Consider the following 26,992-nt stretch of genomic DNA (forward strand, 5'->3'; position numbering starts at 1 on the left):
GCCTCTCACCGCTTCGCCGCCGCGGTGCTAATTAGTTATTACCCAGATTTTTACGCCCCAAATCACGCAATCGGGTCACCGTGTACTCAAAAACTCTCTTTCAGCCATTGGCTGACACGCTGGATACGCCCTCCCGTCCCGGTCAGAAGACCGGAGGAAGCTGCCCTGACGGAGCGTTCTTCTATCCCGGCCACCTGCGGGTAGATCAGAAGTCCGACAGTGGCAGAAAAAGCTGCCCCCTTGGCCGCCTCAGGCAATCCCGCTATGCCAAGCGGGCGCCCGATGCGTACATTTCTTGCAAGAATCCGCCGGCCCGCCTCAGGCATTCCGGGAAGCTGGCTGGCCCCGCCCGTCAGCACCACACGCTTGCCGACAATATGGCCCAGACCTGACTGGTTCAGCCTGTCGCGGACCAGTTCCAGTGTCTCTTCCACTCTTGCACGAATGATTCGCGTCAAAACCGAACGCGGATATTGGTTGGGAATATCGCGTTCATCGTCACCGATTGACGGAACGCTGATCAGGTCACGGTCGTCGGCAGCACTTGGCAGCGCCGAACCAAACATGACCTTGAGGCGTTCAGCGTCTTCCATACGCGTGGAAAAGCCGCGCGCCACATCCATTGTGACGTGATTACCGCCGATGGCAACCGCATCGGCATGAATGAACTTGCCTTCCGAGAAGACCGAAATCGTCGTGGTGCCGCCGCCCATATCGATACATGCGGCACCCATTTCAGCCTCATCGCCGACCAGCGCCGAAAGGCCGCTGGCATAGGGCGTCGCCACGATGGCTTCGACCGAAAGATGGCAGCGATTGATGCACAGTTCGAGATTGCGCAAAGGCGCGCTGTCTGCGGTCAGCACATGCATATCGACGCCGAGGCTGTCGCCAAGCATGCCGAGCGGATCGCGAATGCCACGCTCGCCGTCAAGCGTGTATCCAACCGGCAGGGAATGAACCAGATGACGTTCCGCAGCCAGTGCCTGCTTGGCGCCAGCGGCCAGCACACGACGAATATCCGTCGGCTCGACTTCATGTCCGCCCAGATTGATGCTGGCGGTAAAGGTTTCGCTCTTGAGACGCCCTGCGGAAATATTGACGATCAGGCTGTCGACGGTCAGCCCCGCCATGCGCTCCGCCGCATCCACCGCAAGCCGGATCGATTGCTCGGCTGCGTCAAGATCGATGATGACGCCGGATTTGACACCGCGCGAACGCTGATGGCCAATTCCAAGCACTTCCATGCGATGCGTCCTGCCCGGCAGCAGCGGCCCGCTCTCATGCGGACGCAGCCGTGCGATGACGCAGCAAACCTTGCTCGACCCAACATCGAGAACCGTCAGCAGGCGCGCCTTGCGCCCTGACGATCCGCTTGCAGATGATCCCTTGCCGCCAAGTATACTCATACGCGTTGCCCCATGCGGGATAGAATCTTCTTGCGCTCCGCGAGAAATTTCTCGCGTTGCTTCATGCCGCTTGATGTCAGCTGAACCGTCACCCGGTCTTCAAGACGCAGATCGACCGATAGAATATCACGCGACAACAGATGCTTTTCGCTGTCGAGACGCTGTACTTGAGCCAGCGCCTTCATCGGCTCGTTCTCCGGCAGCATGATGCGCACGCCGTTTTCCAGCAGAATATCCCAGCGACGATCCGAAACGCGAATATAGGCGCGCGCCTTTTCGGCAAGCGCCGGATAGGCGGCGACTTCATCGATGAAGCCCTTGACGCGCTTTTCCGCGCCCTCGCCCACCACCAGCGGCAGCGAATTATAGCGACCCGCCCGAAAGGGCACGATCATGTCGCCCGCTTCATCGATCAGCGAAAGCTCCTTGTCGTTCTGCCAGATCGCGAACGGCTTGCGCTCTTGCAGCGAGACCAGCACCGTACTCGGATAGACCTTGCGGATTTCCGCACTTTCCACCCATGGCAATTGCGCGATGGATTGACGCGCGGATTCCGCACTCAGGCCGACCAGCGACGTTTCACCGTCCAGACCGAGCTGCCCGAGAATGTCGATGTCGGAAATCTCGTGATTTCCGGCAACCTTGACGTTTTCGATGGCAAAGCCCAGCGTCGAAGCCGTCGCCTTGATCATCTCCTGCGAATGGCCGCCAAGGACCATGCCATAAATGCCGGTTGCGCCGAGAAAACCCAGCATGCCGATCGTGCCCGCATAACGCGGAATATTCACATTGCCCTGAAACAGCCGGGCAGCGAAGCGGAAGGGCTTGCGCAGATAACGCGGCAGGACGAAGGCCGCGCCCGATGCACCCTGCATCGCGCCTGCACGCCTGTATCCATCAGATCTGCCATTCAGCGCAAACAAGATGCGTCCTCCACCATCCAACTCAACAATTCACCAAAAGAGATACCTGCCGCCCGGGCAATATCAGGCACAAGCGAGGTCGGCGTCATTCCCGGCTGCGTGTTCACTTCCAGCCAGATCACCTCACCTTCCTCGGAAAAACGGTCATCGAAACGAAAGTCTGATCGACTGACGCCCCGACACCCGATCGCCCGATGCGCCGTAAGGGCCATTGTTTGTATTTTTTGGTAAATATTTGGTGAAATTTTCGCCGGACATTCATGTCTTGATGCTCCGGCAACGTATTTTGAATCATAATCGTAGAACTGATGTCCTACCGGGATGATCTCGCAGACATCCATCGCGCGATCGCCCATCACGGCGCAAGTCAGTTCGCGACCGGCGACATAGCGCTCGACCATGACCTCATCGCCATATTTCCAGTCAGCAGAGCCGATTACCTGCGGCGGATGCGATTGATCTTCTTTGACGATCACCACGCCGAAGCTTGAGCCTTCACGCACCGGCTTGACCACATAAGGCGGCTCCATCGGATGCTCCGACCCGATGTCGAAACGGTTCATCAGCCGCGATGGCGCGACAATGACGCCAGCCGCCGCCGCCACTTTCTTCGCGCGATCCTTGTCCATGGCCAGTGCAGACGCCAGCACCCCCGAATGCGTGTAGGGAATCTGGAGATATTCGAGAACGCCCTGAATAGCGCCGTCTTCACCGAACGGCCCATGCAGCGCATTGAACGCCACATCCGGCTTGAGCGCCGCCAGCACACTCGCCACATCACGGTCGACATCGACGGTGGTAACACGATAACCGATTTCTTCGAGCGTCTTTGCGCAAGCCTTGCCCGACGAGAGGCTGACAGGGCGCTCCGAAGAGAATCCCCCCATCAAAACGGCAACATGCTTTCCAGCCATGTCTGTCATCCCCTCTGCGCATCCCCTGCGCTCGCATCAAAAATTCCAGCAGCCCGGCGGCGCAAGCCGCAGACGCCCACAGCAGAAAAATCCTGCCGAATCAAATCACTGTCCGGTTAACCATAAAGAATCAGAGGATTGATTCCGTGGCAAGTCCCCTTGAAGGGAGAACACCATTCACCATTGCGCCTGAAGCGCAAAAAAACCCGGTAAAACAGGGGGAAACCCCCATATGTTAAAATTAAACTTTTCCTAAAAATTCCTCGACCTGTCCGCCTTCCCGAAACAATCCAAGCCGCTTGATTTCCCACTGAAGGCGAATGCCGGAATTGTCATAAACCTTGACGCGAATTGTTTCGCCCAGCGTTTCCAGATCATGACCCGTGGCCGCATCCGTATTGATCATGAAATTGCAATGCAGTTCGGACATTTGCGCGCCGCCAACCCGCAGCCCGCGTCCGCCCGCCTTGTCGATCTCTTTCCACGCCGACGACCCCTCCGGATTCTTGAAGGTCGAACCGCCGGTCCTCTCGCGCACTGGTTGCACGGTCTCGCGATGGTTTTGTACTTCATCCATCGCCTGCCTGATTTCTTCCCGATCGCCAGGATCGCCTTCGAACAAGGCAGAAGTAAAAATCAGCCCGGGCGCCGCGGAAGAATGCCGATAGGCATATCCCATATCGGCATTGGAAAGCACATGCAGATTGCCCTTGCGATCGAGCGCGCGCACTTCCACCACCCTTTCGCGGGTCTCAACACCATTTGCGCCGGCATTCATGCGCAATGCACCGCCAATCCCGCCCGGAATTCCGTGATAGAAATGAAAGCCTGCAAGTCCCGCATCAAGCGCTGCTGCGGCCAATCGCTTGTCGGGCGCTGCCGCTCCTGCCCGCAACTGCCTGTCGGAAACCTGCCCGACCTCACCAAAACCCTTCGCCGAAAGCCGCACGACAAAACCCGGAATACCGCCGTCGCGCACCAGAAGATTGGAGCCTATACCCACTACCATGACGGGAAATTCTTCCGGCACCGCTTGCAGGAAGGCCGCCAGATCTTCTTCGTCTGCGGGCTGGAACAGAACCTGGGCCGGACCACCGGCACGAAACCAGGTGATCTTGTCCATACCGGCATCCGGCATCAGCCTGCCGCGCAGTTTCGACAGCCTGCCGTCGAGCTTTCCGAGAAGCGCTTCGCCGCTTTCCATTATTTCTTACCTTGTTCAGCCAATTCCTGTGGGAGAGCATAGGCCCATTGCGTGATATTTCCTGCACCAAGGCAGACAACGAAATCATCCGGTTCGGCAATGGAAGCGACAAGCGGGGCAATGTCCTCCGGCCCGTTTATATGGCGGGCATCACGATGGCCTGCGGTCTTGATGCGCGATACCAGCGCTGCTGAATCAACTCCTTCGATGGCCTCTTCGCCTGCCGCGTACACCGGCGTGATGATGACCGTATCCGCATCGTTGAAACATGCCGCGAATTCATCAAACAGGCTGTGCAGACGCGTATAGCGATGCGGCTGCATGATGCCGATCACCCGGCCTTTCGCAGCCTCGCGCGCCGCTTTCAGAACCGCCCGGATTTCGACCGGGTGATGGCCGTAATCATCGAATATCTCGACGCCGTTCCATGTGCCCGTATGGGTGAAGCGACGCTTGACGCCGCCAAATCCGGCCAAACCGCGCCGAATATCATCGGCAGGAATTCCCAGCTCATGCGCGACCGCAATGGCGGCTGTAGCATTGGATACGTTATGCAGCCCCGGCATGGGCAGACGCAGATCGGTGATTTTGGTTGTCTCGCCCTTGCGCGAGCGGATGATCACATCGAAAAGACTGACGGCTCCATCCATACGATGATTTAGAAAACGCACATCAGCCTGCGGGTTCTGGCCATAGGTGATGATGCGGCGATCCTCGATACGGCTGACCAGCGCCTGCACTTCCGGGTGATCGAGACACATCACACCGAAACCATAAAAGGGAACATTCTCGACAAACTGGCGGAAAGCTGCCCGCACATTGTCGAAGCTGCCATAATGATCGAGATGCTCGGGATCGATATTGGTAATAACCGCAATATCCGCCGGAAGCTTGAGGAAAGTGCCGTCGCTTTCGTCGGCTTCGACGACCATCCAGTCGCCCTCGCCCATGCGCGCATTGGTGCCATAGGCATTGATGATGCCGCCATTGATGACGGTCGGATCGAGATGGCCTGCATCGAGCAAAGCGGCCACCATGGATGTGGTCGTCGTCTTGCCGTGCGTGCCGCCGATGGCGATTGCGTGACGAAACCGCATGAGTTCCGCCAGCATTTCAGCCCGCCGCACGATGGGCAGCAGCTTCTCATGCGCCGCCACAAGTTCCGGGTTGTTCTTCTTGATGGCCGTCGATACGACAACGACCTCGGCATCGCCCAGATTGTCGGCCTTTTGTCCGACAAAGACCTCAATGCCCAGATCGCGCAGGCGCTGCACATTGGCGCTGTCCGACTGATCCGAACCCTGCACCTTGTAGCCAAGATTGTGCAGCACTTCCGCAATGCCGCTCATGCCGATGCCGCCGATCCCGATAAAATGGACAAGCCCGATATTCAGCGGCATTTTCATGGCTGTTTTCCTTTTTTCAATTCCTGAACTGTTCTGCCTGCTGCAATAGCTTCTGCCAGATCGGCGAGCAACCGTGCCGCATCCGGCTTACCCACGCTTTTTGCGGCTTTTGCCTGTTGTTCAAGTCTTTTGGGCTCATTTATGGCCCGGCTGATAATATCGGCAAGCCGTTGCGCCGTCAGATCTGCTTGCCGCACGACTTCGCATCCGCCTGCCGCAGCAAGTGCAGCCGCATTCGCTGCCTGATCATGATCAAGCGCATGCGGAAACGGAACCAGCATGGCCGGACGGCCTATGGCTGCAATTTCCGACACTGTCGATGCACCGGAACGGGAAATGACGAAATGCGCATTGGCAATATGCATCGGCATATCATCGAAGAACGCGGCGACGTCGGCGGGAACGCCCAATTCCTCATAAGCCTTGCGAACGGAAGCCTCATTTTCCTTGCGGGCTTGCTGTACGATCGACAGACGCGCACGATCTTGCTGAGACAAAAGCGCAACCGCTTGGGGAATGGCATTGGAAAAGAACTGTGCGCCCTGGCTTCCACCAAAAACCAGCAGCCGGAACGCCTCACCGGCCTGCACTGTTTTATAGGGAATATTAGCGGCCTTTAAAACCTGCGGGCGCACCGGATTGCCGGTTATGACCGTCTTGGCGGCATAGGCTCCGCCGCTGCCTTCGGGCAAAAAGCCCCCGGCAATAGCCTTCACACGCGCGGCCAGTCCTTTATTGGCGCGGCCCATAACCGCATTCTGCTCATGGATGAGGCTTGGTATGCCCATATTGCCTGCCGCATATAATGGCGGCAGGGTCGGATAACCGCCAAAGCCTGCAACAAGCTTGGGTTTCAGACGCCGGAACAGTTTGCGCGAATCGAGATTGCCCTGCCACAAAGACCAGAATGTGCGCGCCAGAGCGATTGGGTTGCGCCCGGAAACGGTTGCCGAGCGGATGACATGGACATGATCGCCGCTGAATGCACCGGCAAAGCGTTGAGCACGGGCATCCGTTGCCAGATGCACATCCCAGCCCCGCGATTTCAGTTCATGCGCCAGCGCTTCTGCCGGGAAAAGATGGCCACCCGTTCCTCCTGCAGCCACGACGATTACGCCCCTGTTCGCTAAACCGCTCATGATTCCCTCACAAAACCGGCACGCGTTCGCCCATGCCCACCGTATGGGTCATGCGGGCTTCCGGGCGACGACGCGTGAGCGCCAGAAGAATGCCCATGGTGATTGCAATTGCGATGAGCGACGAGCCGCCATAGGAAATAAATGGCAGTGTCATGCCCTTTGCAGGCATCAGATGCAGGTTCACCGCCATATTGATGATCGACTGAAAGCCAAACAGGATCACGATGCCGGATATGCCAAGGCGCGTGAATGGATCGCGTTCGCGCATGGCGATGGACAGCCCCCGCACCACGATGAAGGCAAACAGCAGCATGATGATGATGCACAAAATGATGCCATATTCTTCGGCAGCGACCGAAAAGATAAAGTCCGTATGGCTATCGGGAATAATGCGCTTGACGGTGCCTTCCCCCGGCCCCTGCCCGAACCAGCCACCGCGCAGGATTGCCTCCCGCCCCATATCCACCTGAAACGTGTCACCCTCGCCCGTCAGGAAGCGATTGACGCGTCCCGCGACGTGATCGAACATCAAATAAGCGCTTATGGCACCGCAAACGGCAACGCCGCCGAGCATAATGATCCAGAACATCGGCAACCCGGCCAGAAAGAACATCGCGCCCCATGTGCCTGCCGTCAGGATGGTTTGGCCCAGATCGGGCTGGAGAACCAGAAGTGCGGCTACAATGCCGAACAACAGCATCGCCAGAAAATTGCCCGGCATTTCGCCGCCGCGTTCACGCTCCGAAAACAGCCATGCGCAGATGACCACGAATGCAGGCTTCATGAATTCGGATGGCTGAATGGAAATGCCCAGAATACTGACCCAGCGCCGTGCACCCTTGACCTCTACGCCAAAAAACAGCGCCATCACCATCAGCACCAGCGCCACGCCAAGCAGGGCAAGGGCAAATCGCCTGATCTGGCGCGGCGAAAAAAACGAGACGCCGATCATCACAATGACGGCAGGCACCATGAAGACGATCTGCCTCTCGACGAAATGAAAACCATCAAGGCCGATGCGCTGGGCGACGGCGGGGCTCGCGGCAAAGGACAGGAGCACACCAAGCCCCATCAGGGCCAGGCACGCGGCCAGGAAGTAACGGTCGATCGTCCACCACCAATTGGCGACAGGACCACGGTCAACGCGACTTACCATCAGCTTTTCCCTTCGATTGCAGTGACCCCGGCAAGCGACAACACGGCGGCGCGGAAAGCATCGCCGCGCTTTTCAAAATTTGGAAACTGGTCAAAACTGGCGCAGGCAGGCGAAAGAAGCACGACCGGCTCTGCCGCTGCATCATTGCCTGCATCCCGCGCCGCGTGCTCGACCGCAACATCCAGCCTGTCGGAAATCTCGAACGGCACCGCATCGCCCAGCGTCGCCGCAAATTGCGCCGCAGCCTCGCCGATCAGATAGGCTTTGGCAATGCGCGGAAAGAAACCCGCCAATGCGGAAATTCCGCCGCTCTTGGGAACTCCCCCGGCAATCCAGTAAATATTCTGCGAAAACGATGAGAGCGCAGGCGCAGTCGCCTCAGCATTGGTCGCCTTGGAATCGTTTACAAACAATACCTTGCCGCGGTGCCCCACCTGCTCCATGCGGTGCGCAAGGCCGGGAAAGCTGCGAAGGCCGTCACGAATTTCGTCAAGGCTCAGGCCCACTGCAAGACAGGCGGAAACCGCCGCCAGCGCATTCTGCGCATTATGCGCCCCGCGCAAAGAGCCTATGCCATTGAGCGAGGCCAGCGCCTCAACCCGGCCTTCCTTGCTGAAAAACAGATCAGACCCTTCGGCGAAATAACCGCTCTCCAGCCGCTGGTCCTTGGAGATACGCGCAACATTGACGCCCTGCGCTTCCAGCTGGTCTGAAATCGCCGCGCAATAAGCGTCATCCATGCCGATTATCGCCGTATCGCTTGCCGCCACCAGCCGTTTCTTGATCGCCGCATAGTTTTCCATCGAACCATGCCGATCAAGGTGATCGGGCGTAAGGTTGAGCAGAATACCAGCGGTCGGATTCAGCGAAGGCGCCAGATCGATCTGGTAGGATGAACATTCAATCACATAAAATCGGCTCAGTGCAGGCGGCTCAAGCGTCAATATCGCTGTGCCGATATTGCCGCCAAGCTGCAGGTCGCGGCCAGATGTCTTGATGATATGGGCAATCAGCGCCGTGGTGGTCGATTTGCCATTCGTGCCGGTAATGGCGATGAACGGGCAATCCGGTGCAATATGATTGCGCTCGCGCGCGAAAAGCTCCACATCGCCGATGATCTCCACGCCTGCCGCATGCGCCAGTTCCACGCTCCAATGCGGCTTTGGATGGGTCAGCGGCACGCCCGGCGAAAGCACAAAGGCGGAGAATTGCGACCAGTCCGCCTGCCTCAGATCACCGGTTGCGATGCCCGCATCCTGCGCGCGGGCGACACTGTCGGGGTTATCGTCCCAGGCAATGATCTTCGCCCCGCCCGCCACAATGGCTTTGGCCGTGGCAATGCCCGACCCGCCCAGTCCGAAGAGGGCGACTGTCTGATCTTTGAGGGCGGTGATCGGGATCATTTTCGTGCCTGTTACCTGAGCTTCAATGTGGAAAGGCCGATCATGGCCAGAATGATCGCCACGATCCAGAACCGGATCACAACCTGACTTTCCGTCCAGCCTTTCTTTTCAAAATGATGATGGATGGGCGCCATCAGGAAAACGCGCTTTCCCGTCAGCTTGAACGAGCCGACCTGAATGATGACCGAAAGCGCCTCGACCACGAACAGGCCGCCGATGATCGCAAGCACGATTTCATGCTTGGTCGCAACCGCGACTGTGCCGAGCATACCGCCCAGCGCCAGCGAACCCGTATCGCCCATGAAGATTGCAGCCGGCGGCGCATTGAACCACAGAAAACCAAGCCCCGCGCCAATCACCGCACCCAGCACGACAGCGAGTTCGCCTGTGCCCGGAACAAAGTGGATTTGCAGATAATCGGCAAAGATCGCATTGCCCGAAAGATAGGCGATAAAGCCGAAGGATGCAGCCGCGACCATCACCGGCACGATGGCGAGGCCGTCGAGACCATCGGTAAGGTTGACCGCATTTCCTGCGCCAACCATCACGAAAGCGGCTACCGGAATGAAGAACCAGCCGAGATTGAGGACAAATTGCTTGACGAACGGAAATGTCAGCGATGAGGAAAACGGCTCCTGCCCCGCGCGCATGATGATGAAGGCGGCAATCGCTGCGATCAGGAATTCGATGGCCAGCCGCGACTTGCCGGAAAAGCCTTTGTCCGATTGTTTGGTGACTTTGAGATAATCATCATAAAAGCCGATAGCGCCGAAGCCGACCGTAACTATCAGCACGACCCAGACATACACGCTGGAAAGATTGGCCCATAACAGGCACGAAACCAGAATGCCAGTCATGATCATCAGCCCGCCCATGGTGGGCGTTCCGGCCTTCTTGAAATGGGTTTGCGGTCCATCGGCGCGGATAGGCTGGCCCTTTCCCTGCCGGGAACGCAGCGAATTGATGATGGTCGGGCCGAACAGAAAGACGATCAGCGCCGAAGTAATCATCGCGCCGCCGGTGCGGAACGTGATGTAGCGGAACACGTTGAACGGCGTCACATATTCGGCAAAGATCGTAAGAAGCATCAACATATGCAATAAACCCTCAAAAGCCGCCTATTCGGCGGGTGTCGCCGGCGGGAACCTGCCTCGCAAAGTCTTGACGATCAGGGAAAAGCCAATCCCCTTGGACGACTTCACCATGACGACATCGCCGGGGCGGACCGCCTTGACCACGAGCGGCACCAGATCCTCAGTGCTCTGCCTGTACTCGACATGAATTTCAACTGGCAATGCATTTTTAAGCACTGCCATTTCACGCCCGCCGATATAAAGCGCGTTCACCTGCGCATCGACGATCGGACGGGCAAGATCGGCATGAAGCTTGCCCGACTGCCGCCCAAGTTCCAGCATGTCCCCCAGAACAGCGATGCGGCGACCGCGCGGCCCGACGGGAGGCGTTGCCTGCAATAGCGCCAGCGATGCCCGCATCGATGTCGGATTGGCGTTGTAACTCTCATCGATCAGCGTGAAGGTGCCGCCATCGGGATGTTCAAGCTGATATTGCGCACCGCGTCCGCTTTCCGCCGTCAGCGTCGCCATTGCGATGGCTACCTTGGCCATGTCCGCGCCAGCCAGATGGGCAGCACCTAAAACCCCGAGCATATTCTGCACGATATGCCGCCCCGGTATTCCGGTTTTGATCACGGCTTCTTCGTCACCGATCCTGACCGTCATGCACGAGCAGCCGGGAAACAGCTTTACCTCGCGCAGCCGGTAATCGGAGCGCGCATTCGCGCCGAATGTCGCAATATGTTCGACCCCGGCCTTTTGCGCCAGTTCTTCTAGCTGCCTGAAACGCTTGTCATCACGGTTGAGCAATACGTAGCCGCCCGGCAGAACGCCTTCAAAAATCTCCGCCTTGGCCGTGGCGATCTCTTCCAGATTGGCGAAATGACCAAGGTGAGCGGGGGCAATAAGCGTAATCAGCGCAATATGCGGTCGTACCATCTTCACCAGAGGGCGAATCTCGCCATGATGGTTCATGCCGATTTCGAAGATACCGTAATCACTATCCGCAGGCATGCGGGCAAGCGTCAGCGGCACACCCCAATGATTGTTGAAGGATGCGGCAGAAGCGTGAACCTTGCCCGAACCCGACAGAACCTGCCGCAGGGCTTCCTTGGTCGTCGTCTTGCCGACCGAACCTGTCACGGCGATGATCTGTGCCTTCGAGCGCGCCCGTGACGCGATGCCGAGCTTGATCAGTGCCTCAAGCACATCTTCGACCACTATCATCGGCACCTTGAGATTGCCGAAAGCCGGAAGCCGCGATTCATTGACGACAAGCAGACCCGCGCCTGCCGCCATCGCCGCCGTCGCAAAATCATGGCCGTCGAACTGGTCGCCCTTGATGGCAAAAAAGGCTTCGCCTTCCCTCAGCGTGCGGCTGTCGATGGAAATGCCGGTAATGCCGACAGGAAGCGATCCGAAAGGACGCCCCTCCATCGCTTCGACCATATCGGCGGATGTCCAGAGCCAGTCGCTCATTCTTTGTGCTCCTCAAGACGCGCGGCAAGCGCTGCCGCAACCGCCTTATGGTCGGAGAAAGGCAGCGTGATGGAGCCAACCGTCTGGCCTTCCTCATGTCCCTTGCCCGCAACCACCAGCGTATCACCCGGCATCATCATCGACACGGCGGTGAAGATCGCTTCACGGCGGTCGCCGATTTCCATCGCCCCCGGAGCCGCCGCCATGATTTCGGAACGAATCTGCGCGGGCGTTTCCGAGCGTGGATTATCGTCGGTGACGATGGTGACATCCGCCAGCCGCGAGGCAATCTCGCCCATGATGGGCCGCTTGCCCTTGTCGCGGTCGCCGCCGCAGCCGAAAACCACGATAACGCGGCCCGTCGTAAACGGGCGCACGGAAGTCAGGACATTTTCAAGCGCTTCCGGTTTATGGGCGTAGTCGACATAGACCGGCGCACCCTCTTCGGTCGCCCCAACCAGATCGAGCCGTCCGGGAGCGCCCTTGAGGCGTTCGAGTGCGCGCATAGCGGCGGCGGCAGGAACCCCCGTCACCATGGCAAGTCCAGCCGCGACCAATGCATTCGCCACCTGAAAATCGCCAGCCAGCGGCAACTCGACCTCATAAATCTCGTCATTGATCCGCACTTCGACATGCTGGCGGAAACGCTCATGCTCGACACGTTTAAGCGCAATGAAATCGCCCTTGCGCCCGACAGTTTTCACTGCGCAGCCCGCAGCCTGGGCTGCCGCGATAGCCTGCGGCGAATAATGATCATCCGCAAAAATAATGACCGGCGATCCCTTGGGCAGCAGCGTGTCGAACAGGCGCATCTTGGCGCCCAGATATTCCTCGATGGTCGCGTGATAATCCATATGATCGCGACCAAGATTGGTAAAAGCACCTGCGGTAAGCTTCACACCGTCAAGACGCCGCTGATCAAGGCCGTGCGACGATGCTTCCATTGCCGTATGGGTGACGCCCTCGTCAGCCAGCACGGCAAGAACACGCTGCAACTCGACAGGATCGGGCGTCGTCAGCGAATTATAGTCGCTGCGTGTGGGCGAAAAGACGCCAGTGGTCCCGATATTGGCCGCAGGAAACCCCGCATAGGCCCAGATTTGCCGTGTGAACGATGCAACGGACGTCTTGCCGCTGGTGCCGGTGACAGCCACCATGACTTCCGGCTGCCTGCCATAAAACTGCGCCGCGGCAATCGCCAGCCCATGGCGGGGATCATCCACATGCAGCACAGGGACAGGAACATTATTGATCAGCGTATCCTTGCCCGCAATGATCGCAACCGCCCCCCGCTGGACCGCATCCGCCGCAAAAGCGGCTCCGTCGGCCTTGACGCCCTTGAGCGCGGCAAAAAGGAAACCGCGTTCGACCTTACGGGAATCGGATGTGACGCCCGTAATTTCCACTTCCCCGGCTGTTCCGGTAGTCAGTTCCTTGAAAAGAGCGATTTCCTTGAGCTTCATCGTCATACCAGATCCAGGTTCAGTTGCGTGATTGCCGCCCGACAGGTGGCATGACACGAATCATTCCTAATTAATCGAAGACACCATTGCTGGCATCGCTTCCTCTTCAAAATCGGGCCTGACCCCAAGGAAAGAAGCGGAGCGGCGTATGATTTCCGAAACCATCGGGGCAGCATTGAGGCCGGCGGTCGCGCTGAACTTTCCTTCCTCAGGTTTTGGCTCGTCGATGATCGTCAGAACCACATAGGCCGGGTCATCCATCGGAAACGCAGCGAGAAACGCATTGAACCGCACATCATTGGAATAGCGGCCATTGATGACCTTTTCCGCCGTGCCGGTCTTGCCGCCAACACGATAACCTTCGACCTGCGCGCGCCGTCCCGAACCGGTCTTTCCGTTCAGACGATAAAGATAGCGCATATCGGCGGAAACCTGCGGCGTCAGCACCTGTGTTGCCAGTTCGTCGGCTTCTGCCTCATTGCGCATAAGAAATGTCGGCGGAATCAACTTGCCGCCATTCATCAATGCCGCCGTCCCCACAGCTGTCTGGAGCGGCGTCGTCATCATGCCGTGGCCAAACGAAATGGTCATCGAATGGACCTTTTTCCACACGCGCGGCTCCACCGGGCGGGCCACTTCCGGCAGTTCCGTTTCCATGCGGTCGAGCAGGCCCATTTTCTTCAGGAATGCCCGATGGCCTTCGATACCGACCACATCGGCCTCGCGACCGGAACCAATATTGGAAGAATAAATAAAGACTTCCGGCAAAGTCAGCACACGCCCCTTGCCATGGAAATCGCGAATGACCTGCTTGCCGATCACCAGCGGACGGGAAGCATCCAGCGTGGATTGCAAATTGAACTTGCCCGAATCGAGCGCCATTGCAGTGGTGAAGCTCTTGATCGTCGAGCCCATTTCATAGGTGCCCGCCGACATGCGGTTGAGCCGGTCCTTGTCGAGCGCATGCACCGGATTATTCGGATCGAAATCCGGCACCGAAGCCATGGCCAGCACTTCGCCCGTTTTGACATTCAGTATCACCGCACCCGCCGCAATCGCCCGATAGCGCTCGACTGCCCTGACCAACACATCACGCATGATATGCTGCACCCGAATATCAATCGAAAGCTTCACCGGCTCCAGCGACTGCCCCGTTGCAAGACCGACCGAGCGTAGATCGCTCAGTCCTTGTGAATCGACATATTTCTCCATTCCCGCAATGCCCTGATTGTCGATATTCACAAGGCCCAGAATGTGGGAAGCGGTTGGACCGCCCGGATAGAAGCGACGCTTTTCGGTTCGGAAACCAATACCCGGAACGCCAAGCGCGAGAATCTGGCTTTGCTGTTTAGGCGTCAGCCCCCGCTTGACCCAGACGAAGCCCGCGCCGCTTTTGAGACGGCGATAGGTCGTCTCCCAGTCAAGATCGGGAATGACGGTTGAAAGCAGTTCGATGGTTTCGTCCGGATCGACAATCTTGCGCGGCTCGGCAAAGAGCGATGCCGTCTTGATGTCCGTTGCCAGAATCTCGCCATTGCGGTCGAGAATATCCGGGCGCGATGCAAGCTGCTGAACGGCAGGTCCACCGGAGCCGTCTTCTTCGCCGCCGATCACGCCAAAATAGATCAGCTTGCCGCCAATGACGCCATAAATGCCCACAAAACAGGCCACAGCCATCCAGAGGCGGTTACGCGCCCGGTTGCCATGCCTCTTGCGCGAACCGACAAAAGCCATATTGCCGACCGGCTTTTCATTGCCGACCGACTCTGCGCCATTGTCCAAATTCTGCTTTTTCCTTGCGGGTAGTCCGAGCTTCAGCCGCATGATCAGTGCCTCGCCCCATTCTTCTTGATGCTGCCGGTGATGGTTGCATCGGGTTTCAGGACACCGCTCGCCACCAGTTCATCGCTGCCGGAAATAAGCTTTTGAATATCATCGGGTTCGCGCTCCGGAATTTCATCGACACCCATTGCAAGCTGCTCGGCTTCGATGGGCTCGAGTTTCAATTCTTCCGAATAAACGCCAACCAGGCTCTGCAAGCGCCCCGGCTGGGTCATGAGCGCCCAATCCGCGCGTAACAATGTGATCGTATCCCTTTCGGAATCGATCTGCCGCTTGAGCTTGGCTATAACCGCAATCTGCCGTTCCGCATCATATTTGATGGTATAGGTGACTGCAGCTGCTACCAGCATCGCCGCTATCATGATGAGTTCAAAAGTACGCAGCACTCGTTCAACTCCGGGTCAATTCATGCGTATCGGGCAGTTTCGGCAGCCCGAAAAGCGATAGATCATCTTCAAGAGGCGGGTTTTCGGTTCTCATGCCCGCGCGCAGCTTGGCAGAGCGCGCACGCGGATTGCGCTCTTCTTCCTGCGCCGAAGGGCCGACGGCACCCTTGACGGCAGGCACGAAACTGGGCAGGCGCATATGCGTTTCCGGCAGATGGCGCGATCCGGCGCTGCCGCCCGCACGATCGGCAAAAAACCGCTTCACCATGCGGTCTTCGAGCGAATGGAATGTCACCACGACGAGACGCCCGCCGGGTTTGAGACTGCGTTCCGCCGCAAGCAATGCCCGCGCGAGTTCGCCCAGTTCATCATTCACATAAACGCGCAATGCCTGAAATACCCGCGTTGCCGGGTGAATCCGATCCTTGGGGTTGCGCCCGATCAACGTTTCAATCGCATTGGCAAGATCGAGCGTGCGCGTGAACGGCTGCGCAGCGCGGCGCTTGTCGATCATGCGCGCGATGCGGCCCGCATGGCGCTCCTCGCCAAGAAAATTGAAGATACGCGCCAGATCGCCGGTCTTGAGCCTGTTGACGACATCGGCGGCACTTGGCCCGCTGCCGGACATGCGCATATCGAGCGGCCCGTCCTTCTGAAAGGAAAAACCGCGCTCCGCCTCATCGATCTGCATCGAGGAGACGCCAATATCGAGCACGACGCCATCGACCTGAACACCCTCTCCGCAAACGCGCGCAACGGCTTTATCCAGCACCGAGAACCGGCTTTCCACCAGATGCAGCCGCCCCTCGAAAAGCTTTTCCATCGCCCTTCCCGCAGCGATTGCTGAAGGGTCACGGTCGGTGGCAATGACATCCGCTCCCGCTTCGAGAATATGACGCGTATAGCCGCCCGCACCGAATGTCCCGTCGACGATTACCTTACCCGCCTCTGGTTTCAAGGCGTCGAGCACCTCGGAAATGAGCACCGGAACATGACGAAGCTGGGCCTCTCCGGCTTGAGAATGGTCTCCGCCGAGGCTAGCCATCATTCCGATCCTTTCCCGGGCCTGTGTCCCGCTATCCTGAATTTTGATGCCAATTGCGACCATTCGCCAGCATGACGGATTCGTTTAAACCGTTATCGGATATTAAGCTTAATGAACCGTTATTCTTTGCCGCCGCAATTCGTCGAACGATATGCCGGCTGAGGATTTTCACAGCTTTCCGCCAACCAGCTTTCAGGCCGCAAAAAGCCGCAATTACCGGCCCGCGCACTCCTCATCACGTATTTATGAATTGCGCGCGCAATTGTTGCCTTGACGGCTGCATCGGACGCTCCAATAATTGCAAATGATTTGCAATAGCATAATTTAAGGTATTTTAATCATATGAGTCCCGATGGAAATTTGCCGTCAGTCGAACGGGCTGACACTTTTGAAGGCTGGCGCCGAAACCGTGGTGAGGCATCCATGTCGGATGTCTACCGCTCGATAACAGTGCACCGCTCCAGCTCGAAATTTCGCCGTGCCTTGTCGTTTTTCGGACCCGGCTATCTGGTTGCGGTGGGCTATATGGACCCCGGCAACTGGGCGACATCGCTCGCTGGCGGTTCGCGCTTTGGCTATACATTGCTCTCGGTCGTGCTGATTTCAAACCTGATGGCGGTTCTTTTGCAGGCGCTCTGCGCACGGCTGGCCGTTGCCACGGGCCGCGATCTTGCCCAGGCCTGCCGCGATGCCTATCCGCGCTTTCTGGCCTGGCCGCTCTGGCTTCTCGCGGAACTGGCCATATGCGCTACCGATCTGGCGGAAGTGATCGGCACGGCCATCGGCCTTAATCTTCTTTTCGGCATTCCGCTTGAAATCGGCGTCATCCTGACTGCCGCGGACGTCCTTCTGGTGCTTTATTTGCAGAATAAGGGCTTTCGCCGCGTCGAGGCGCTCATCATAACCTTGCTTGGAGTTATCGCAGCCTGTTTCCTAATCCAGATATTGATGGCACAGCCCCATTGGGGCGCGGTGATCCGCGGCTTTGCTCCCACCACCGAAATCATCCGCAACCCGGATATGCTTTATATCGCGCTCGGCATTATCGGTGCGACGGTCATGCCGCATAATCTCTATCTGCATTCAGGCGTGATACAGACCCGCGATTACGGCTACAGCACTGCTGAGAAGCGGGAAGCGATCCGTTTTGCAACGCTCGACTCAACCATCGCACTGACCTTCGCCCTGCTGGTCAACGCCTCTATTCTCATCCTCGCAGGCGCAAGCTTCAACGCCACCGGACATACCGGCGTCGAGGACATCGACAAGGCTCACGCACTCCTCCACCCATTGTTGGGTTCTGCACTGGCCCCGAGCCTTTTTGCCATCGCGCTTCTTTGCTGCGGTCTCAATTCCACAATCACCGCGACCATGGCAGGCCAGATCGTCATGGAAGGCTTCATCGACATCCGTCTCAAACCATGGCTGCGCCGCGCCATCACGCGCTTTGTAGCCATCGTCCCGGCGGCTGTCGTGACCATTCTGTTTGGCTCGAAAGGAACCACCGAACTGCTGATTCTCTCTCAGGTGGTGTTGAGCCTGCAATTGCCCTTCGCCGTCATTCCTCTGGTGATATTCACTGCGGAAAAGAAGAAGATGGGCGCATTGGTCTCTCCGCGCTGGATGACCGCGCTTGCCGCCATCACCGCCGCCATCATCGTCATACTCAATATGAAGCTGATCTATGATTTCTTGAGCGGAGCGCCAATTTAGCGCATTTCCTGCATGAAATGGAATGTCAGCCGGTCTGTAAGCCGGGTTCTGTATGGCCGGACTTTACGTCCGACGTGGTAGCCATTCATCTGGGACGGATGTCACCACCCGCCTCTTGCAACCCACCCGGACGGCTGATCCGGAAATCGATTGCCGGTTCTTGCGAACCGGCGCGCCGTCCCTATTCGGTTTTGCTCCCGGTGGGGTTTACCGTGCCGCCTGTGTTGCCACCGGCGCGGTGGGCTCTTACCCCACCCTTTCACCCTTACCCCGTCATCCCTGCTGTTGCACATGCAACAACACGGAAGACGGGGCGGTTTGCTTTCTGTGGCACTTTCCCTGGGGTCGCCCCCGCCGGGCGTTACCCGGCACCGTATTTCCGCGGAGCCCGGACTTTCCTCACCTGTCGCCTTTCGGCAAATGACAGGCGCGGCTACCCGACCGACTGACCGCGCGTATATAGCAACGACCGCGACGAGTGGAAACCTGCTTTCGCAAAAAGATTAGGTTGAGGCGATTCCGCTTGAACAAGAGCTGCTCCTGGCGCAACAAAAAAGCCGGCAGCAAACCGCTGCCGGCTTTTCGTTCACATCAAGCGGCATGAACGCTACGCCGCCGCCGATGTAAATCAAACAAACTCCAGCGCTTGTCAGAACGAACGCATATAGGCCTTCACCGAGTTGCAATATTTCGCAGAAGTCGGGTTCATGCGCTTTGCGCCATGACCGGCATTATATTTGAGGATGGTGCCGCAAGTGCTGCCGCCGCCGAGCTTCTGAGCCATGGCGAGATATTTCATGCCATACTGGATATTGGTCGAAGGCTCATAAAGCCCTTTGGCCGAGCCGGAATATCCAAGGCCGCGTGCTGTGGAAAGCTTGATCTGCATCAGGCCGATCTCGCCTGCCCTGCCGCGCACATTGGGCCGATAATTGCTTTCATGGCGCACAACGGCATGGGCAAGCGCGGAAGGAATGCCATAAGACTTGGCATAATGATTGATGATCTTGGAAAAAGGCTTGCTTCCCGCCGTAGCGTTTGAAGCAGCCGCTTTTGGACCTCTGGTATCCTTCGAAGCCGTGTTCTTGGAACCCTTGGCTTTCGGTGCACTCTTCGCACTCTTGTTCTTATCCTTGGTGGATTTGGTCGAGCCCGAAGGCGCTTTGGCCGGATTTTTTGTCTCGGCTTTCTTTTCCGCCTGCCTTTTGAACAATTCAGCCAGATTGGTCGGTTCATTTACCGGCGCACTGAATGCGGAACTTAGACCAAACGAACTCATTGCACCGACGAGGGCGCACACAACAACAAATTTTACTTTCATAACCTACCGTCTTAGACCGTTATTGGACCTGCCTGTCTTGGGGGCGGCAATGTCCTCTAGAGCGCTGTTCGATCTGATTTCATCACATCGTCACGTCTCAAACTTCTGGTTGTGGTGCATCTTCTGCCAAAAACCATTTTGTGGTCAGTGGGTGGATGCACTCGGATTATTGATCCCTTGGGACGGAGCATTATCGTGCCCCTGACCGCCGGGAATGACGATCATTTGGTGGGCAAATGCAGCCGAAGATTGGTAGGGGAAGTAAATTAGTCTTTCCAATTGTAATAAACAGGGACGCAGCCGCATGCCGCCTTGGCGCGGATTGCCGCTTCCACTTAAAGCTGCATCAGCACTAATTTGATGAATTTATTACAGGAATATGAAGCCTGGCGATTGCCCCCGCAAAATGCGTCTCCCCATTTATGCGGTAACATTTTGCAGCGAAAAAAGAAGCCTGTAGAGGGTGTCTATGGTCGAAACATCGGCCACCCCGTCGACATTTTGTGGACGAAAATGGCGCTGAAAGCCCTTTACGACAATTTCCGTGGCCTCATCGAACACGCCGGTAATCTCGATCCCATAGCCATAAAGCGCCAGCATGGACTGCAAAGCCTCGACCGGCTGGCCCTGCTCGCCTCGCGCCAGAAAGCGTCCGCCACGGATCGGGGTCGCATCCACCAAATGACCGATGCCCGCCTCATGCAACCGTTGCCATGGGAAATTATGCCCGGGATCTGTCTTGCGCGCAGGCGCGATGTCGGAGTGAGCCAAGACGTGCTCAGGCCGGATTTGATGGCGCTCGCAAATATTGCGGCAAAGCCGGATGACAGATGCAATCTGCTCTTCCGCAAACGGCGGATAGTTTTCCAGTTCACCCGGATTGACGATTTCAATACCGATCGATGCCGAGTTCAGGTCTGTCTCGCCCTTCCAGAAACTTTTGCCCGCATGCCATGCCCGCGCCTTTTCCGACACCATCTGCACCACGTCTCCATTCTCATGGACAAGATAATGCGCCGAAACTTCCATTTCCGGAGATTTGAGAATCTGTAGCGCTTCTTCCGCGCTTGGCAGGCCCGTATAGTGCAAAATCAGAAAGGCAGGCGTTTTCCCATCCCGACGCGGCCCGAAATTTGGCGATTGCTCAAGCAAGGCCCCCCGATAATCCGGCTCCGTCAATGACAGTTCCCTGATCATTTCCTCATCGGCGCTGACCACTTCGCTCATGCTGCCTCCAATTGCTTTTCGATGCTGGCCCATGCCGCATTTATCGCTGCAAGGCGATTATTGGCGATTGTAATGAATTCGAGCGGCAGGCCTTGCGCGACGAGCCGGTCAGGATGATGCTCCTTCACCAGCGCCCGATACCGCTTGCGCGCTTCTTCGAAAGAAACATTGCGATCAAGCCCTAAAATGGCGAAAGGATCGCCCTCGCTATCGGCAACGTGACGCAAGGCGATACGCTTGAACCTTTCCTCATCAAAGCCGAAAATTCCGGCCACGCTGGACAGGAAAGCCATTTCCTTATCATGAACATAACCATCGGCAGTGGCTATATGGAAAAGCCCGTCGAGTATGTCTTCCAGCAAATGGCAATCAGACTGCCCTTCACTGCAAAGCCGCGCGAGTTGACGCGCATAGCTTTCAAAACCTGCAACATCCTGCTTCGCGAGATCGTAGAGGCGCGCGACATGGGTGCGTTCACGCTCCGGCACGGAAAATATATTGTAGAAGGCGCGGATTTCTTCCTGCGTGACGACGCCGTCCGCCTTGGCCATTTTTGCCGATAACGCGATCATCGCAATGGAAAATGCCACCCGCCGCCGCGTATCTGCATCGCCTTCGAAAACCGTTTGCACGGCCTCGATCACGCTGGAAATAGCGTTAAGCGTTACAGATGTAACGAACTCACCAATACGGGCCCAAATCGACATGAGTCGTTTTTATAGAATTCCGAACCGGCTGCAACATAACAATATGTTTACGATCGATCAGGGCGTCTGGCGTGCTTCCAGAGAGCTTTGGGCGGCGGTAGCGGCAGCATCTCCCGCAGCCTTTATCTGCTGCGCATTCTGCCCGACTGCTTTGGCTGCAGCCTCGGCATTGTTGCGTGCACGCTCCACGGCGGCGGCCAGCTCTTCCGGCGTCATAACCCCGGAATTCTCGCGCAGCGCCTGTATCAGATCAGGCCCGTCAGCCCCGTTTGCCCCGTTTGCTTTGTCTGTCGCAGCGGGTTCCACAATGCTGGCGGCTGGCGGTTCCGCACTCTGCTCCTGCGTCTGGCCCGAAGGCGCAGCAGCTTGCTCATCCTCGCCCTTGCTGCAGGCAGCAAGCGCAATAAGCACGATCGCGGAAATGATAAACAGAAAATGGCGGCTCATGATGAAAGCCATAACCGAAGACAGCCTTCGTTTGAACAGCGAAAATGCTATCCCGTCGCCTTTCTCCTCGATTACTGCCCGATTATGCATCTGATGGCTCCTTTCGGATGAATAGTGGTCCGGAACACCGGACCACCATTATTCTCTGGGCCAATCGTCAGGCCGCCACCAGCACCTGCCGCCATCATCAATTTGCCGGCGGCGTGCCCGTGTCAGGTGTCGTAGGCGCCGGGGTAGCTGGAGCCGGAGTGGTTGGAGCCGGAGCCGTATCAGTGGGTGCTGCCGGTGCTTCCGGTGCGGGGGACTCAGGCGCTGTCGTATTATTGGAATTGTCATTGCAGGCCGCCAGCCCCAGAAAAGATGCAGCGGCAATCGATGCAATCAGAAACTTTCTCATTGTTGGCTCTCCTTTCATGAAACCCGATGTCATATGTCGGTGCGCGCTTCTCTTTGCTGTATCTGTCTGCTTGTTACAGCGGCGCCTTCCTCCATCAGCCATCATCGCGAAAGAAAACGGTCGACTTGAGGAAAGGTTCTCTCAATTAGTCTTACCGACGGTAATAAACCGCCATAATTACAAAGCCGTAGCGACAGCCCGCGCCGTTGCGCATCGTCACGCACCTGTCACCAGAGCATGATTTATTCTTTCCCCAGCGCGATGGGATTCGCTGCAAAGGGGAATATGGATGGCAAACAAGACAGCAGGCGGAACGATACTTAAACGCGCAGTGACGCAGAACCACGCGCTTTCCCCCAAAGGCTTGTCCGAAAGATTGTTTGCCGTGCTCTTCAAGGGGCTGGTCTATCCGCAAATATGGGAAGACCCGGAAGTGGATATGATCGCGCTTGCCATCGAGCCGCAGCACCGCATCGTGACCATAGCGTCGGGCGGATGCAACGCCCTCTCCTATCTGACCGCAGACCCCGCACTTGTTGAGGCCGTCGACCTCAACCGTGCGCATGTAGCCTTCAATCGCCTGAAGCTGGCCGCCCTCAAAAACCTGCCGGACTATAGCGCATTCTACCGCTTTTACGGCACCGCAGACGATAGCGCCAATCTCGCCGCCTATAAACGTTTCATTCGTCCGCATCTCGATGCCGAAAGCCGCGCCTATTGGGAAAAGCGAAAATGGAATGGCCGTCAGCGCATCTCCATTTTCTCGCGCGATCTCTACCGGCACGGCTTGCTTGGCGTATTCATCGGCATGGGGCACCGTGTAGCACGCCTTTATGGCATCGATCCGCGCGATATTCTCAAGGCGCGCACGATTGAAGAACAGCGCACTTTCTTCGATACAGCCCTCGCGCCCTTGTTCGAAAAGCGCATGGTGCGCTGGGCCACGGCGCGCAAATCATCGCTTTTTGGCCTGGGCATTCCGCCCCAGCAATATGATGCGCTGGCGACGGCTGGCAATGGGGATATGGCCATTGTGCTTCGCGCGCGTCTTGAGAAACTGGCCTGCGCCTTTCCGCTCGCCGAGAATTATTTTGCCTGGCAGGCATTCGGACGCGGCTATAGCGGCAATGAGGAAAGCGGTCCATTGCCGCCCTATCTTTCGCGTGCAAACTTTGAAACCGTGCGCAACCGCGCTGATCGCATGACGGTTCAAAATGCAAACTATACCGATTTTCTTGCGGCCAAACCCGCCGCATCGGTTGATCGCTATGTCCTGCTCGATGCGCAGGACTGGATGAACGACACGCAACTCAACGCGCTTTGGCGCGAGATAACACGCACCGCCGCTCCCGGCGCGCGCGTCATATTCCGCACTGCCGCCGAGCCGAGCCTGCTCCCCGGCCGCATCGAAACCAGTATTCTCGACCGCTGGGATTATCGCAAAGAAGAATCGCGCATTCTGCATGATCGCGACCGCTCATCCATTTATGGCGGATTTCATCTCTATGTCTTGAAGGACGCCTAGATGCCAAGCCAGTCACCGCGCGTTCAGGCTATCGATCATGCCAGCCTGATGGATCGGGTCTATCGCCGTCAGCGTCATTTTTATGATGCCACGCGAAAATATTATCTTCTGGGCCGCGACAAGATGATTGCGGGCCTTAACGTGCCGCAAGGCGGCAGCGTGCTGGAGATCGGTTGCGGCACCGGACGCAATCTCGTCAGGACCGCGCAACTCTATCCCCATGCCGGACTGTTTGGCATCGACATTTCATCGGAAATGCTTGAAACGGCCCAACACGCCACCCGGCGGGCGGGCATTGCCGACAGAACACGGCTGGAACGCGCCGATGCAAGCCAGTTTAACCCGGCAGAGCTTTTCGGGCAGACCGGCTTCGATCGCATCTTTATCTCCTATGCCTTGTCGATGATACCGCAATGGCAATCCGTCATCCGTGAAACGATAGGGCATCTTGCCCCCGGCGGAGAGCTTCATATCGTCGATTTCGGCGATCAGGCGCGGCTTCCGGGATGGTCCAGGAAAGCCTTGTTCACCTGGCTGCGCTGGTTTCATGTCACCCCCCGCGCCGATCTCTTCGCTGTTGCCGAAGATCTGGCTTCGCCGTATGGCGCACGCGCAAATCTTCAGGTTCTCTACCGCGGGTTTGCGTGGATCATCGTCATTCGCGTTGCCAGCTAGATCAATACCCCCTATTTCTTGATTGCAACTAATGACGCGCCGCCGCGGATCGCGTAACCGTTATGGGACCGATTCGCGACACGGGGACCATTCCATGCACCCTTTGGCCAGCCGCAGCTTCCTTGCCCTTGGCGTTTTTCTTCTATCTGCCTGCACGACGGTGGACTATGATTTTTCCGATGTAAAAAAATCGCGCAGCACAATGCAGCGCATTGCGCCACCGTCAGGTCCGGTCAAGGCTCCCCGCTTCGGTGATCGCAAGCCGCATGAATGGAGCGGAAGAACGCCCTGGCATTATCCCGTTCATGGCACGGATGTTTCCAAATACCAGACAAATGTGGATTGGCGCGCAGTGCGCGCAAGCGGCATTTCCTTTGCCTTCATCAAGGCGACCGAGGGCGGCGATCGCTTTGACGAGCGCTTTGACGAGCACTGGAACGGGGCAAAACAGGCAGGCATACCGCGCAGTGCCTATCACTTTTATTATTTCTGCCGCCCGGCCATCGAACAGGCGCGGTGGTATATCAGGAACGTGCCCCGCGACCCGCACGCCTTGCCGCCCGTACTCGACATGGAGTGGAATGCCCATTCACCGACCTGCAAATTGAGGCCCGATGCAGCCGTCGTGCGCAAGGAAATGCGTATCTTCCTGCGAGCGATTGAAAAACATTATGGCAAGCGGCCGATCATCTATACGACCGTCGATTTTTTCGATGACAATGATCTGCGCCAATTCGCCGATTATCCGTTCTGGCTACGCTCGACAGCCGGTCATCCGGATGAAAAATACGGCCCGCATCCATGGACGTTCTGGCAATATACCGGAACCGGCAGCATTCCCGGCATCAAGGGCGACGCCGACATAAATGTCTTTGCAGGCGATACGAAAACATGGAAGAAGTGGCTGGAAAACAACAAGGTGCGCTAATGCGCTTGCTCCAAAGCGATATGAATTTTGGAGCAGGCACATGAGTGATCCCGCATCCCGTTTCAAGGCTCGGCTGTAGTTTCACAATGCTTTCCACTCTCGTCGTCGTTCTGCCGGTATTTGCACTGATCTTTTCAGGCTGGGGTGCGTTCAAGCTGAAAATACTGGGCGAACATGCCATCGCGGAACTCAACCGTTTCGTGGTCTATCTCGCATTGCCCGCCCTGCTTTTCGACATTATGGCCAATACGGAAGGCAGCGAACTCTGGCAGCCGGGCTTTATCGCAGCCTACCTGTTAAGCAGTGTCATCGCCTTCACCCTGCCCTTCGTGATTCGGTTGCGCGGACGACTGCCGCTGGCCGACAAGGCCCTTGATGGGCTCAATGCCGCCTATTCCAACACCGGCTATATGGGAATCCCGCTTTCGCTGGTGGCCTTTGGCCCTGCCGTCCTCCCCGCCACGACCCTTTCCATCATCATCACCGTTTGCATCACCTTCGCCGCTGCCATAATTCTGATCGAAACCGGCATGCAGACCGAGAAAAAGCCCCTGCGTCTCGTTGGAAAGGTCAGCGCATCGCTGATACGCAATCCCTTGCTCGTGGCACCGGCGCTGGGCGCCATCCTTGCCTTTTCGGGCTGGAGCATCCCCGGCCCCATCGAAACTTTTCTGAAAATGCTCGGCGGCGCAGCCTCCCCCTGCGCCCTCGTTACTCTCGGCCTGTTTCTTGCCCTGCCGCGAAAACTCGAACGCGACAGCCTGAACGCAATCAGCTTTCTGGTTTTTGTCAAACTGATCGTGCACCCGCTGGCAACCTGGCTGCTTGCCGTCTATGTCTTCCGGCTGCCGCCGCTTCTGGCCGAAAGCGCGACCCTGCTTGCGGCCCTTCCGGCAGGCACAGGTCCTTTCATGCTGGCAGAACATTATCGGCGCGAAGCAGCCGTGACCTCCAATGTCATTCTCTATTCGACCGTTCTTTCCGTCCTCACGCTCTCAGCCTTTCTGGCTTTTGTACGGTAGGGTTTTCCAACAAAACACAAGCCCGGAATCACCACGAAGTCATAAATCTTTGCGCGAGATTGCCGGAAAACCGGCGGATTCATGACTTTTTCATGAAATGTGAACAGAAAATAATATATAATAATTTCAATTACCTAGCTGGTAAACGAAAGGTTATTTCTACTCTCACCCCATATTACAGTACGAAA

At 57.3% G+C, this 26,992-nt stretch carries 24 protein-coding genes and 1 other RNA gene; 5 read left to right on the forward strand and 20 right to left on the reverse strand.

The window, feature by feature from the left end; translation table 11 throughout:
• Positions 1 to 86: 86 nt before the first annotated feature.
• The 14 genes from ftsA to rsmH all read right to left on the reverse strand — a co-directional run bounded on the left by ftsA (position 87) and on the right by rsmH (position 16,845).
• A complete protein-coding gene (gene ftsA, locus DKP76_RS13205) occupies positions 87 to 1,409 on the reverse strand; it encodes a cell division protein FtsA (RefSeq protein ID WP_109707281.1) in 1,323 nt (440 codons plus the stop codon).
• Positions 1,406 to 2,332: a cell division protein FtsQ/DivIB gene (locus tag DKP76_RS13210; RefSeq protein WP_109707282.1), complete on the reverse strand. Its 927-nt coding sequence runs from the start codon at positions 2,330 to 2,332 to the stop codon at positions 1,406 to 1,408. The genes ftsA and DKP76_RS13210 overlap by 4 nt, the downstream gene beginning before the upstream one ends.
• The gene (locus tag DKP76_RS13215; RefSeq protein WP_109707539.1) at positions 2,320 to 3,246 is read right to left on the reverse strand and encodes a D-alanine--D-alanine ligase; all 927 of its coding nucleotides are present in this window, start codon (positions 3,244 to 3,246) and stop codon (positions 2,320 to 2,322) included. Before DKP76_RS13215 ends, DKP76_RS13210 begins: the two co-directional genes overlap by 13 nt.
• Before the next feature lie 241 nt (positions 3,247 to 3,487).
• The gene (gene murB / locus DKP76_RS13220; protein ID WP_109707283.1) at positions 3,488 to 4,450 is read right to left on the reverse strand and encodes a UDP-N-acetylmuramate dehydrogenase; all 963 of its coding nucleotides are present in this window, start codon (positions 4,448 to 4,450) and stop codon (positions 3,488 to 3,490) included.
• Positions 4,450 to 5,856 carry a UDP-N-acetylmuramate--L-alanine ligase gene (gene murC, locus DKP76_RS13225; RefSeq protein WP_109707284.1) on the reverse strand — a complete coding sequence of 469 codons (1,407 nt, stop codon included), beginning with the start codon at positions 5,854 to 5,856 and terminating at the stop codon, positions 4,450 to 4,452. Before murC ends, murB begins: the two co-directional genes overlap by 1 nt.
• On the reverse strand, positions 5,853 to 6,995 hold the full coding sequence (gene murG, locus DKP76_RS13230) for an undecaprenyldiphospho-muramoylpentapeptide beta-N-acetylglucosaminyltransferase (RefSeq protein ID WP_109707285.1): 1,143 nt from the start codon (positions 6,993 to 6,995) through the stop codon (positions 5,853 to 5,855). The genes murC and murG overlap by 4 nt, the downstream gene beginning before the upstream one ends.
• A gap of 7 nt (positions 6,996 to 7,002) precedes the next feature.
• Entirely contained in the window at positions 7,003 to 8,151 is a 1,149-nt protein-coding gene (gene ftsW / locus DKP76_RS13235; RefSeq protein ID WP_109707286.1) for a putative lipid II flippase FtsW, read from the reverse strand.
• Positions 8,151 to 9,554, reverse strand: a complete 1,404-nt coding sequence (gene murD, locus DKP76_RS13240; RefSeq protein WP_109707287.1) for a UDP-N-acetylmuramoyl-L-alanine--D-glutamate ligase — start codon at positions 9,552 to 9,554, stop codon at positions 8,151 to 8,153. Before murD ends, ftsW begins: the two co-directional genes overlap by 1 nt.
• A gap of 11 nt (positions 9,555 to 9,565) precedes the next feature.
• Positions 9,566 to 10,648, reverse strand: coding sequence for a phospho-N-acetylmuramoyl-pentapeptide-transferase (gene mraY / locus DKP76_RS13245; protein ID WP_109707288.1), 1,083 nt, complete (start codon positions 10,646 to 10,648; stop codon positions 9,566 to 9,568).
• A 24-nt stretch (positions 10,649 to 10,672) separates the two neighbouring features.
• The gene (locus DKP76_RS13250; RefSeq protein ID WP_109707289.1) at positions 10,673 to 12,106 is read right to left on the reverse strand and encodes a UDP-N-acetylmuramoylalanyl-D-glutamyl-2,6-diaminopimelate--D-alanyl-D-alanine ligase; all 1,434 of its coding nucleotides are present in this window, start codon (positions 12,104 to 12,106) and stop codon (positions 10,673 to 10,675) included.
• The gene (locus tag DKP76_RS13255) at positions 12,103 to 13,575 is read right to left on the reverse strand and encodes a UDP-N-acetylmuramoyl-L-alanyl-D-glutamate--2,6-diaminopimelate ligase (protein ID WP_109707290.1); all 1,473 of its coding nucleotides are present in this window, start codon (positions 13,573 to 13,575) and stop codon (positions 12,103 to 12,105) included. Before DKP76_RS13255 ends, DKP76_RS13250 begins: the two co-directional genes overlap by 4 nt.
• 60 nt (positions 13,576 to 13,635) lie before the next feature.
• Positions 13,636 to 15,393, reverse strand: coding sequence for a peptidoglycan D,D-transpeptidase FtsI family protein (locus DKP76_RS13260; RefSeq protein ID WP_109707291.1), 1,758 nt, complete (start codon positions 15,391 to 15,393; stop codon positions 13,636 to 13,638).
• A 2-nt stretch (positions 15,394 to 15,395) separates the two neighbouring features.
• On the reverse strand, positions 15,396 to 15,797 hold the full coding sequence (gene ftsL / locus DKP76_RS13265) for a cell division protein FtsL (protein WP_109707292.1): 402 nt from the start codon (positions 15,795 to 15,797) through the stop codon (positions 15,396 to 15,398).
• 4 nt (positions 15,798 to 15,801) lie between these two features.
• Positions 15,802 to 16,845 (reverse strand): 16S rRNA (cytosine(1402)-N(4))-methyltransferase RsmH, encoded by a 1,044-nt coding sequence (rsmH, locus tag DKP76_RS13270; protein WP_199224811.1) that lies wholly within the window; start codon positions 16,843 to 16,845, stop codon positions 15,802 to 15,804.
• 339 nt (positions 16,846 to 17,184) lie between these two features.
• On the opposite strand from rsmH, the gene DKP76_RS13275 reads away from it, so the two are divergent.
• A complete protein-coding gene (locus DKP76_RS13275; protein ID WP_109707293.1) occupies positions 17,185 to 18,555 on the forward strand; it encodes an Nramp family divalent metal transporter in 1,371 nt (456 codons plus the stop codon).
• A gap of 21 nt (positions 18,556 to 18,576) precedes the next feature.
• On the opposite strand, the gene rnpB is transcribed toward DKP76_RS13275, so the two are convergent.
• The 6 genes from rnpB to DKP76_RS13305 form a co-directional block, all read right to left on the reverse strand.
• Positions 18,577 to 19,004, reverse strand: an RNA gene (rnpB, locus tag DKP76_RS13280) — RNase P RNA component class A.
• 200 nt (positions 19,005 to 19,204) lie between these two features.
• A complete protein-coding gene (locus DKP76_RS13285) occupies positions 19,205 to 19,876 on the reverse strand; it encodes a lytic transglycosylase domain-containing protein (protein WP_109707294.1) in 672 nt (223 codons plus the stop codon).
• A 420-nt stretch (positions 19,877 to 20,296) separates the two neighbouring features.
• Complete coding sequence (locus DKP76_RS13290) at positions 20,297 to 21,103, reverse strand: N-acetylmuramoyl-L-alanine amidase (protein WP_109707295.1); 807 nt, start codon at positions 21,101 to 21,103, stop codon at positions 20,297 to 20,299.
• Positions 21,100 to 21,810 (reverse strand): J domain-containing protein, encoded by a 711-nt coding sequence (locus tag DKP76_RS13295; RefSeq protein WP_109707296.1) that lies wholly within the window; start codon positions 21,808 to 21,810, stop codon positions 21,100 to 21,102. The genes DKP76_RS13290 and DKP76_RS13295 overlap by 4 nt, the downstream gene beginning before the upstream one ends.
• A 57-nt stretch (positions 21,811 to 21,867) precedes the next feature.
• Positions 21,868 to 22,347, reverse strand: coding sequence for a hypothetical protein (locus tag DKP76_RS13300; RefSeq protein ID WP_342587841.1), 480 nt, complete (start codon positions 22,345 to 22,347; stop codon positions 21,868 to 21,870).
• Between the two features lie 97 nt (positions 22,348 to 22,444).
• Positions 22,445 to 22,654 (reverse strand): hypothetical protein, encoded by a 210-nt coding sequence (locus tag DKP76_RS13305; protein WP_109707297.1) that lies wholly within the window; start codon positions 22,652 to 22,654, stop codon positions 22,445 to 22,447.
• A 289-nt stretch (positions 22,655 to 22,943) separates the two neighbouring features.
• On the opposite strand from DKP76_RS13305, the gene DKP76_RS13310 reads away from it, so the two are divergent.
• The 4 genes from DKP76_RS13310 to DKP76_RS13325 all read left to right on the forward strand — a co-directional run bounded on the left by DKP76_RS13310 (position 22,944) and on the right by DKP76_RS13325 (position 26,804).
• A complete protein-coding gene (locus DKP76_RS13310; protein ID WP_109707298.1) occupies positions 22,944 to 24,179 on the forward strand; it encodes a BtaA family protein in 1,236 nt (411 codons plus the stop codon).
• Positions 24,180 to 24,854 carry a class I SAM-dependent methyltransferase gene (locus tag DKP76_RS13315; protein ID WP_109707299.1) on the forward strand — a complete coding sequence of 225 codons (675 nt, stop codon included), beginning with the start codon at positions 24,180 to 24,182 and terminating at the stop codon, positions 24,852 to 24,854.
• A gap of 94 nt (positions 24,855 to 24,948) precedes the next feature.
• A complete protein-coding gene (locus DKP76_RS13320; RefSeq protein WP_109707542.1) occupies positions 24,949 to 25,782 on the forward strand; it encodes a glycoside hydrolase family 25 protein in 834 nt (277 codons plus the stop codon).
• Positions 25,783 to 25,868: 86 nt separating this feature from the next.
• Positions 25,869 to 26,804: an AEC family transporter gene (locus DKP76_RS13325; RefSeq protein ID WP_109707300.1), complete on the forward strand. Its 936-nt coding sequence runs from the start codon at positions 25,869 to 25,871 to the stop codon at positions 26,802 to 26,804.
• Positions 26,805 to 26,992 lie beyond the last annotated feature (188 nt).

Origin of the sequence: Falsochrobactrum shanghaiense (assembly GCF_003149535.1) — a bacterium.
Classification (GTDB): Bacteria; Pseudomonadota; Alphaproteobacteria; order Rhizobiales; family Rhizobiaceae; genus Brucella; species Brucella shanghaiense.

Coding starts and splice junctions, on each gene's coding strand:
- DKP76_RS13310 (WP_109707298.1), top strand. CDS start 22,944: ATGGCAAACAAGACAGCAGGCGGAACGATACTTAAACGCGCAGTGACG.
- DKP76_RS13320 (WP_109707542.1), top strand. CDS start 24,949: ATGCACCCTTTGGCCAGCCGCAGCTTCCTTGCCCTTGGCGTTTTTCTT.
- DKP76_RS13285 (WP_109707294.1), bottom strand. CDS start 19,876: ATGAAAGTAAAATTTGTTGTTGTGTGCGCCCTCGTCGGTGCAATGAGT.
- murC (WP_109707284.1), bottom strand. CDS start 5,856: ATGAAAATGCCGCTGAATATCGGGCTTGTCCATTTTATCGGGATCGGC.
- DKP76_RS13260 (WP_109707291.1), bottom strand. CDS start 15,393: ATGCGGCTGAAGCTCGGACTACCCGCAAGGAAAAAGCAGAATTTGGAC.
- ftsA (WP_109707281.1), bottom strand. CDS start 1,409: ATGAGTATACTTGGCGGCAAGGGATCATCTGCAAGCGGATCGTCAGGG.
- DKP76_RS13315 (WP_109707299.1), top strand. CDS start 24,180: ATGCCAAGCCAGTCACCGCGCGTTCAGGCTATCGATCATGCCAGCCTG.
- DKP76_RS13250 (WP_109707289.1), bottom strand. CDS start 12,106: ATGAGCGACTGGCTCTGGACATCCGCCGATATGGTCGAAGCGATGGAG.
- DKP76_RS13305 (WP_109707297.1), bottom strand. CDS start 22,654: ATGAGAAAGTTTCTGATTGCATCGATTGCCGCTGCATCTTTTCTGGGG.
- murD (WP_109707287.1), bottom strand. CDS start 9,554: ATGATCCCGATCACCGCCCTCAAAGATCAGACAGTCGCCCTCTTCGGA.
- DKP76_RS13295 (WP_109707296.1), bottom strand. CDS start 21,810: ATGTCGATTTGGGCCCGTATTGGTGAGTTCGTTACATCTGTAACGCTT.
- DKP76_RS13300 (WP_342587841.1), bottom strand. CDS start 22,347: ATGCATAATCGGGCAGTAATCGAGGAGAAAGGCGACGGGATAGCATTT.
- ftsW (WP_109707286.1), bottom strand. CDS start 8,151: ATGGTAAGTCGCGTTGACCGTGGTCCTGTCGCCAATTGGTGGTGGACG.
- murB (WP_109707283.1), bottom strand. CDS start 4,450: ATGGAAAGCGGCGAAGCGCTTCTCGGAAAGCTCGACGGCAGGCTGTCG.
- DKP76_RS13215 (WP_109707539.1), bottom strand. CDS start 3,246: ATGGCTGGAAAGCATGTTGCCGTTTTGATGGGGGGATTCTCTTCGGAG.
- rsmH (WP_199224811.1), bottom strand. CDS start 16,845: ATGATGGCTAGCCTCGGCGGAGACCATTCTCAAGCCGGAGAGGCCCAG.
- DKP76_RS13290 (WP_109707295.1), bottom strand. CDS start 21,103: ATGAGCGAAGTGGTCAGCGCCGATGAGGAAATGATCAGGGAACTGTCA.
- mraY (WP_109707288.1), bottom strand. CDS start 10,648: ATGTTGATGCTTCTTACGATCTTTGCCGAATATGTGACGCCGTTCAAC.
- DKP76_RS13275 (WP_109707293.1), top strand. CDS start 17,185: ATGAGTCCCGATGGAAATTTGCCGTCAGTCGAACGGGCTGACACTTTT.
- murG (WP_109707285.1), bottom strand. CDS start 6,995: ATGAGCGGTTTAGCGAACAGGGGCGTAATCGTCGTGGCTGCAGGAGGA.
- DKP76_RS13255 (WP_109707290.1), bottom strand. CDS start 13,575: ATGACGATGAAGCTCAAGGAAATCGCTCTTTTCAAGGAACTGACTACC.
- DKP76_RS13325 (WP_109707300.1), top strand. CDS start 25,869: ATGCTTTCCACTCTCGTCGTCGTTCTGCCGGTATTTGCACTGATCTTT.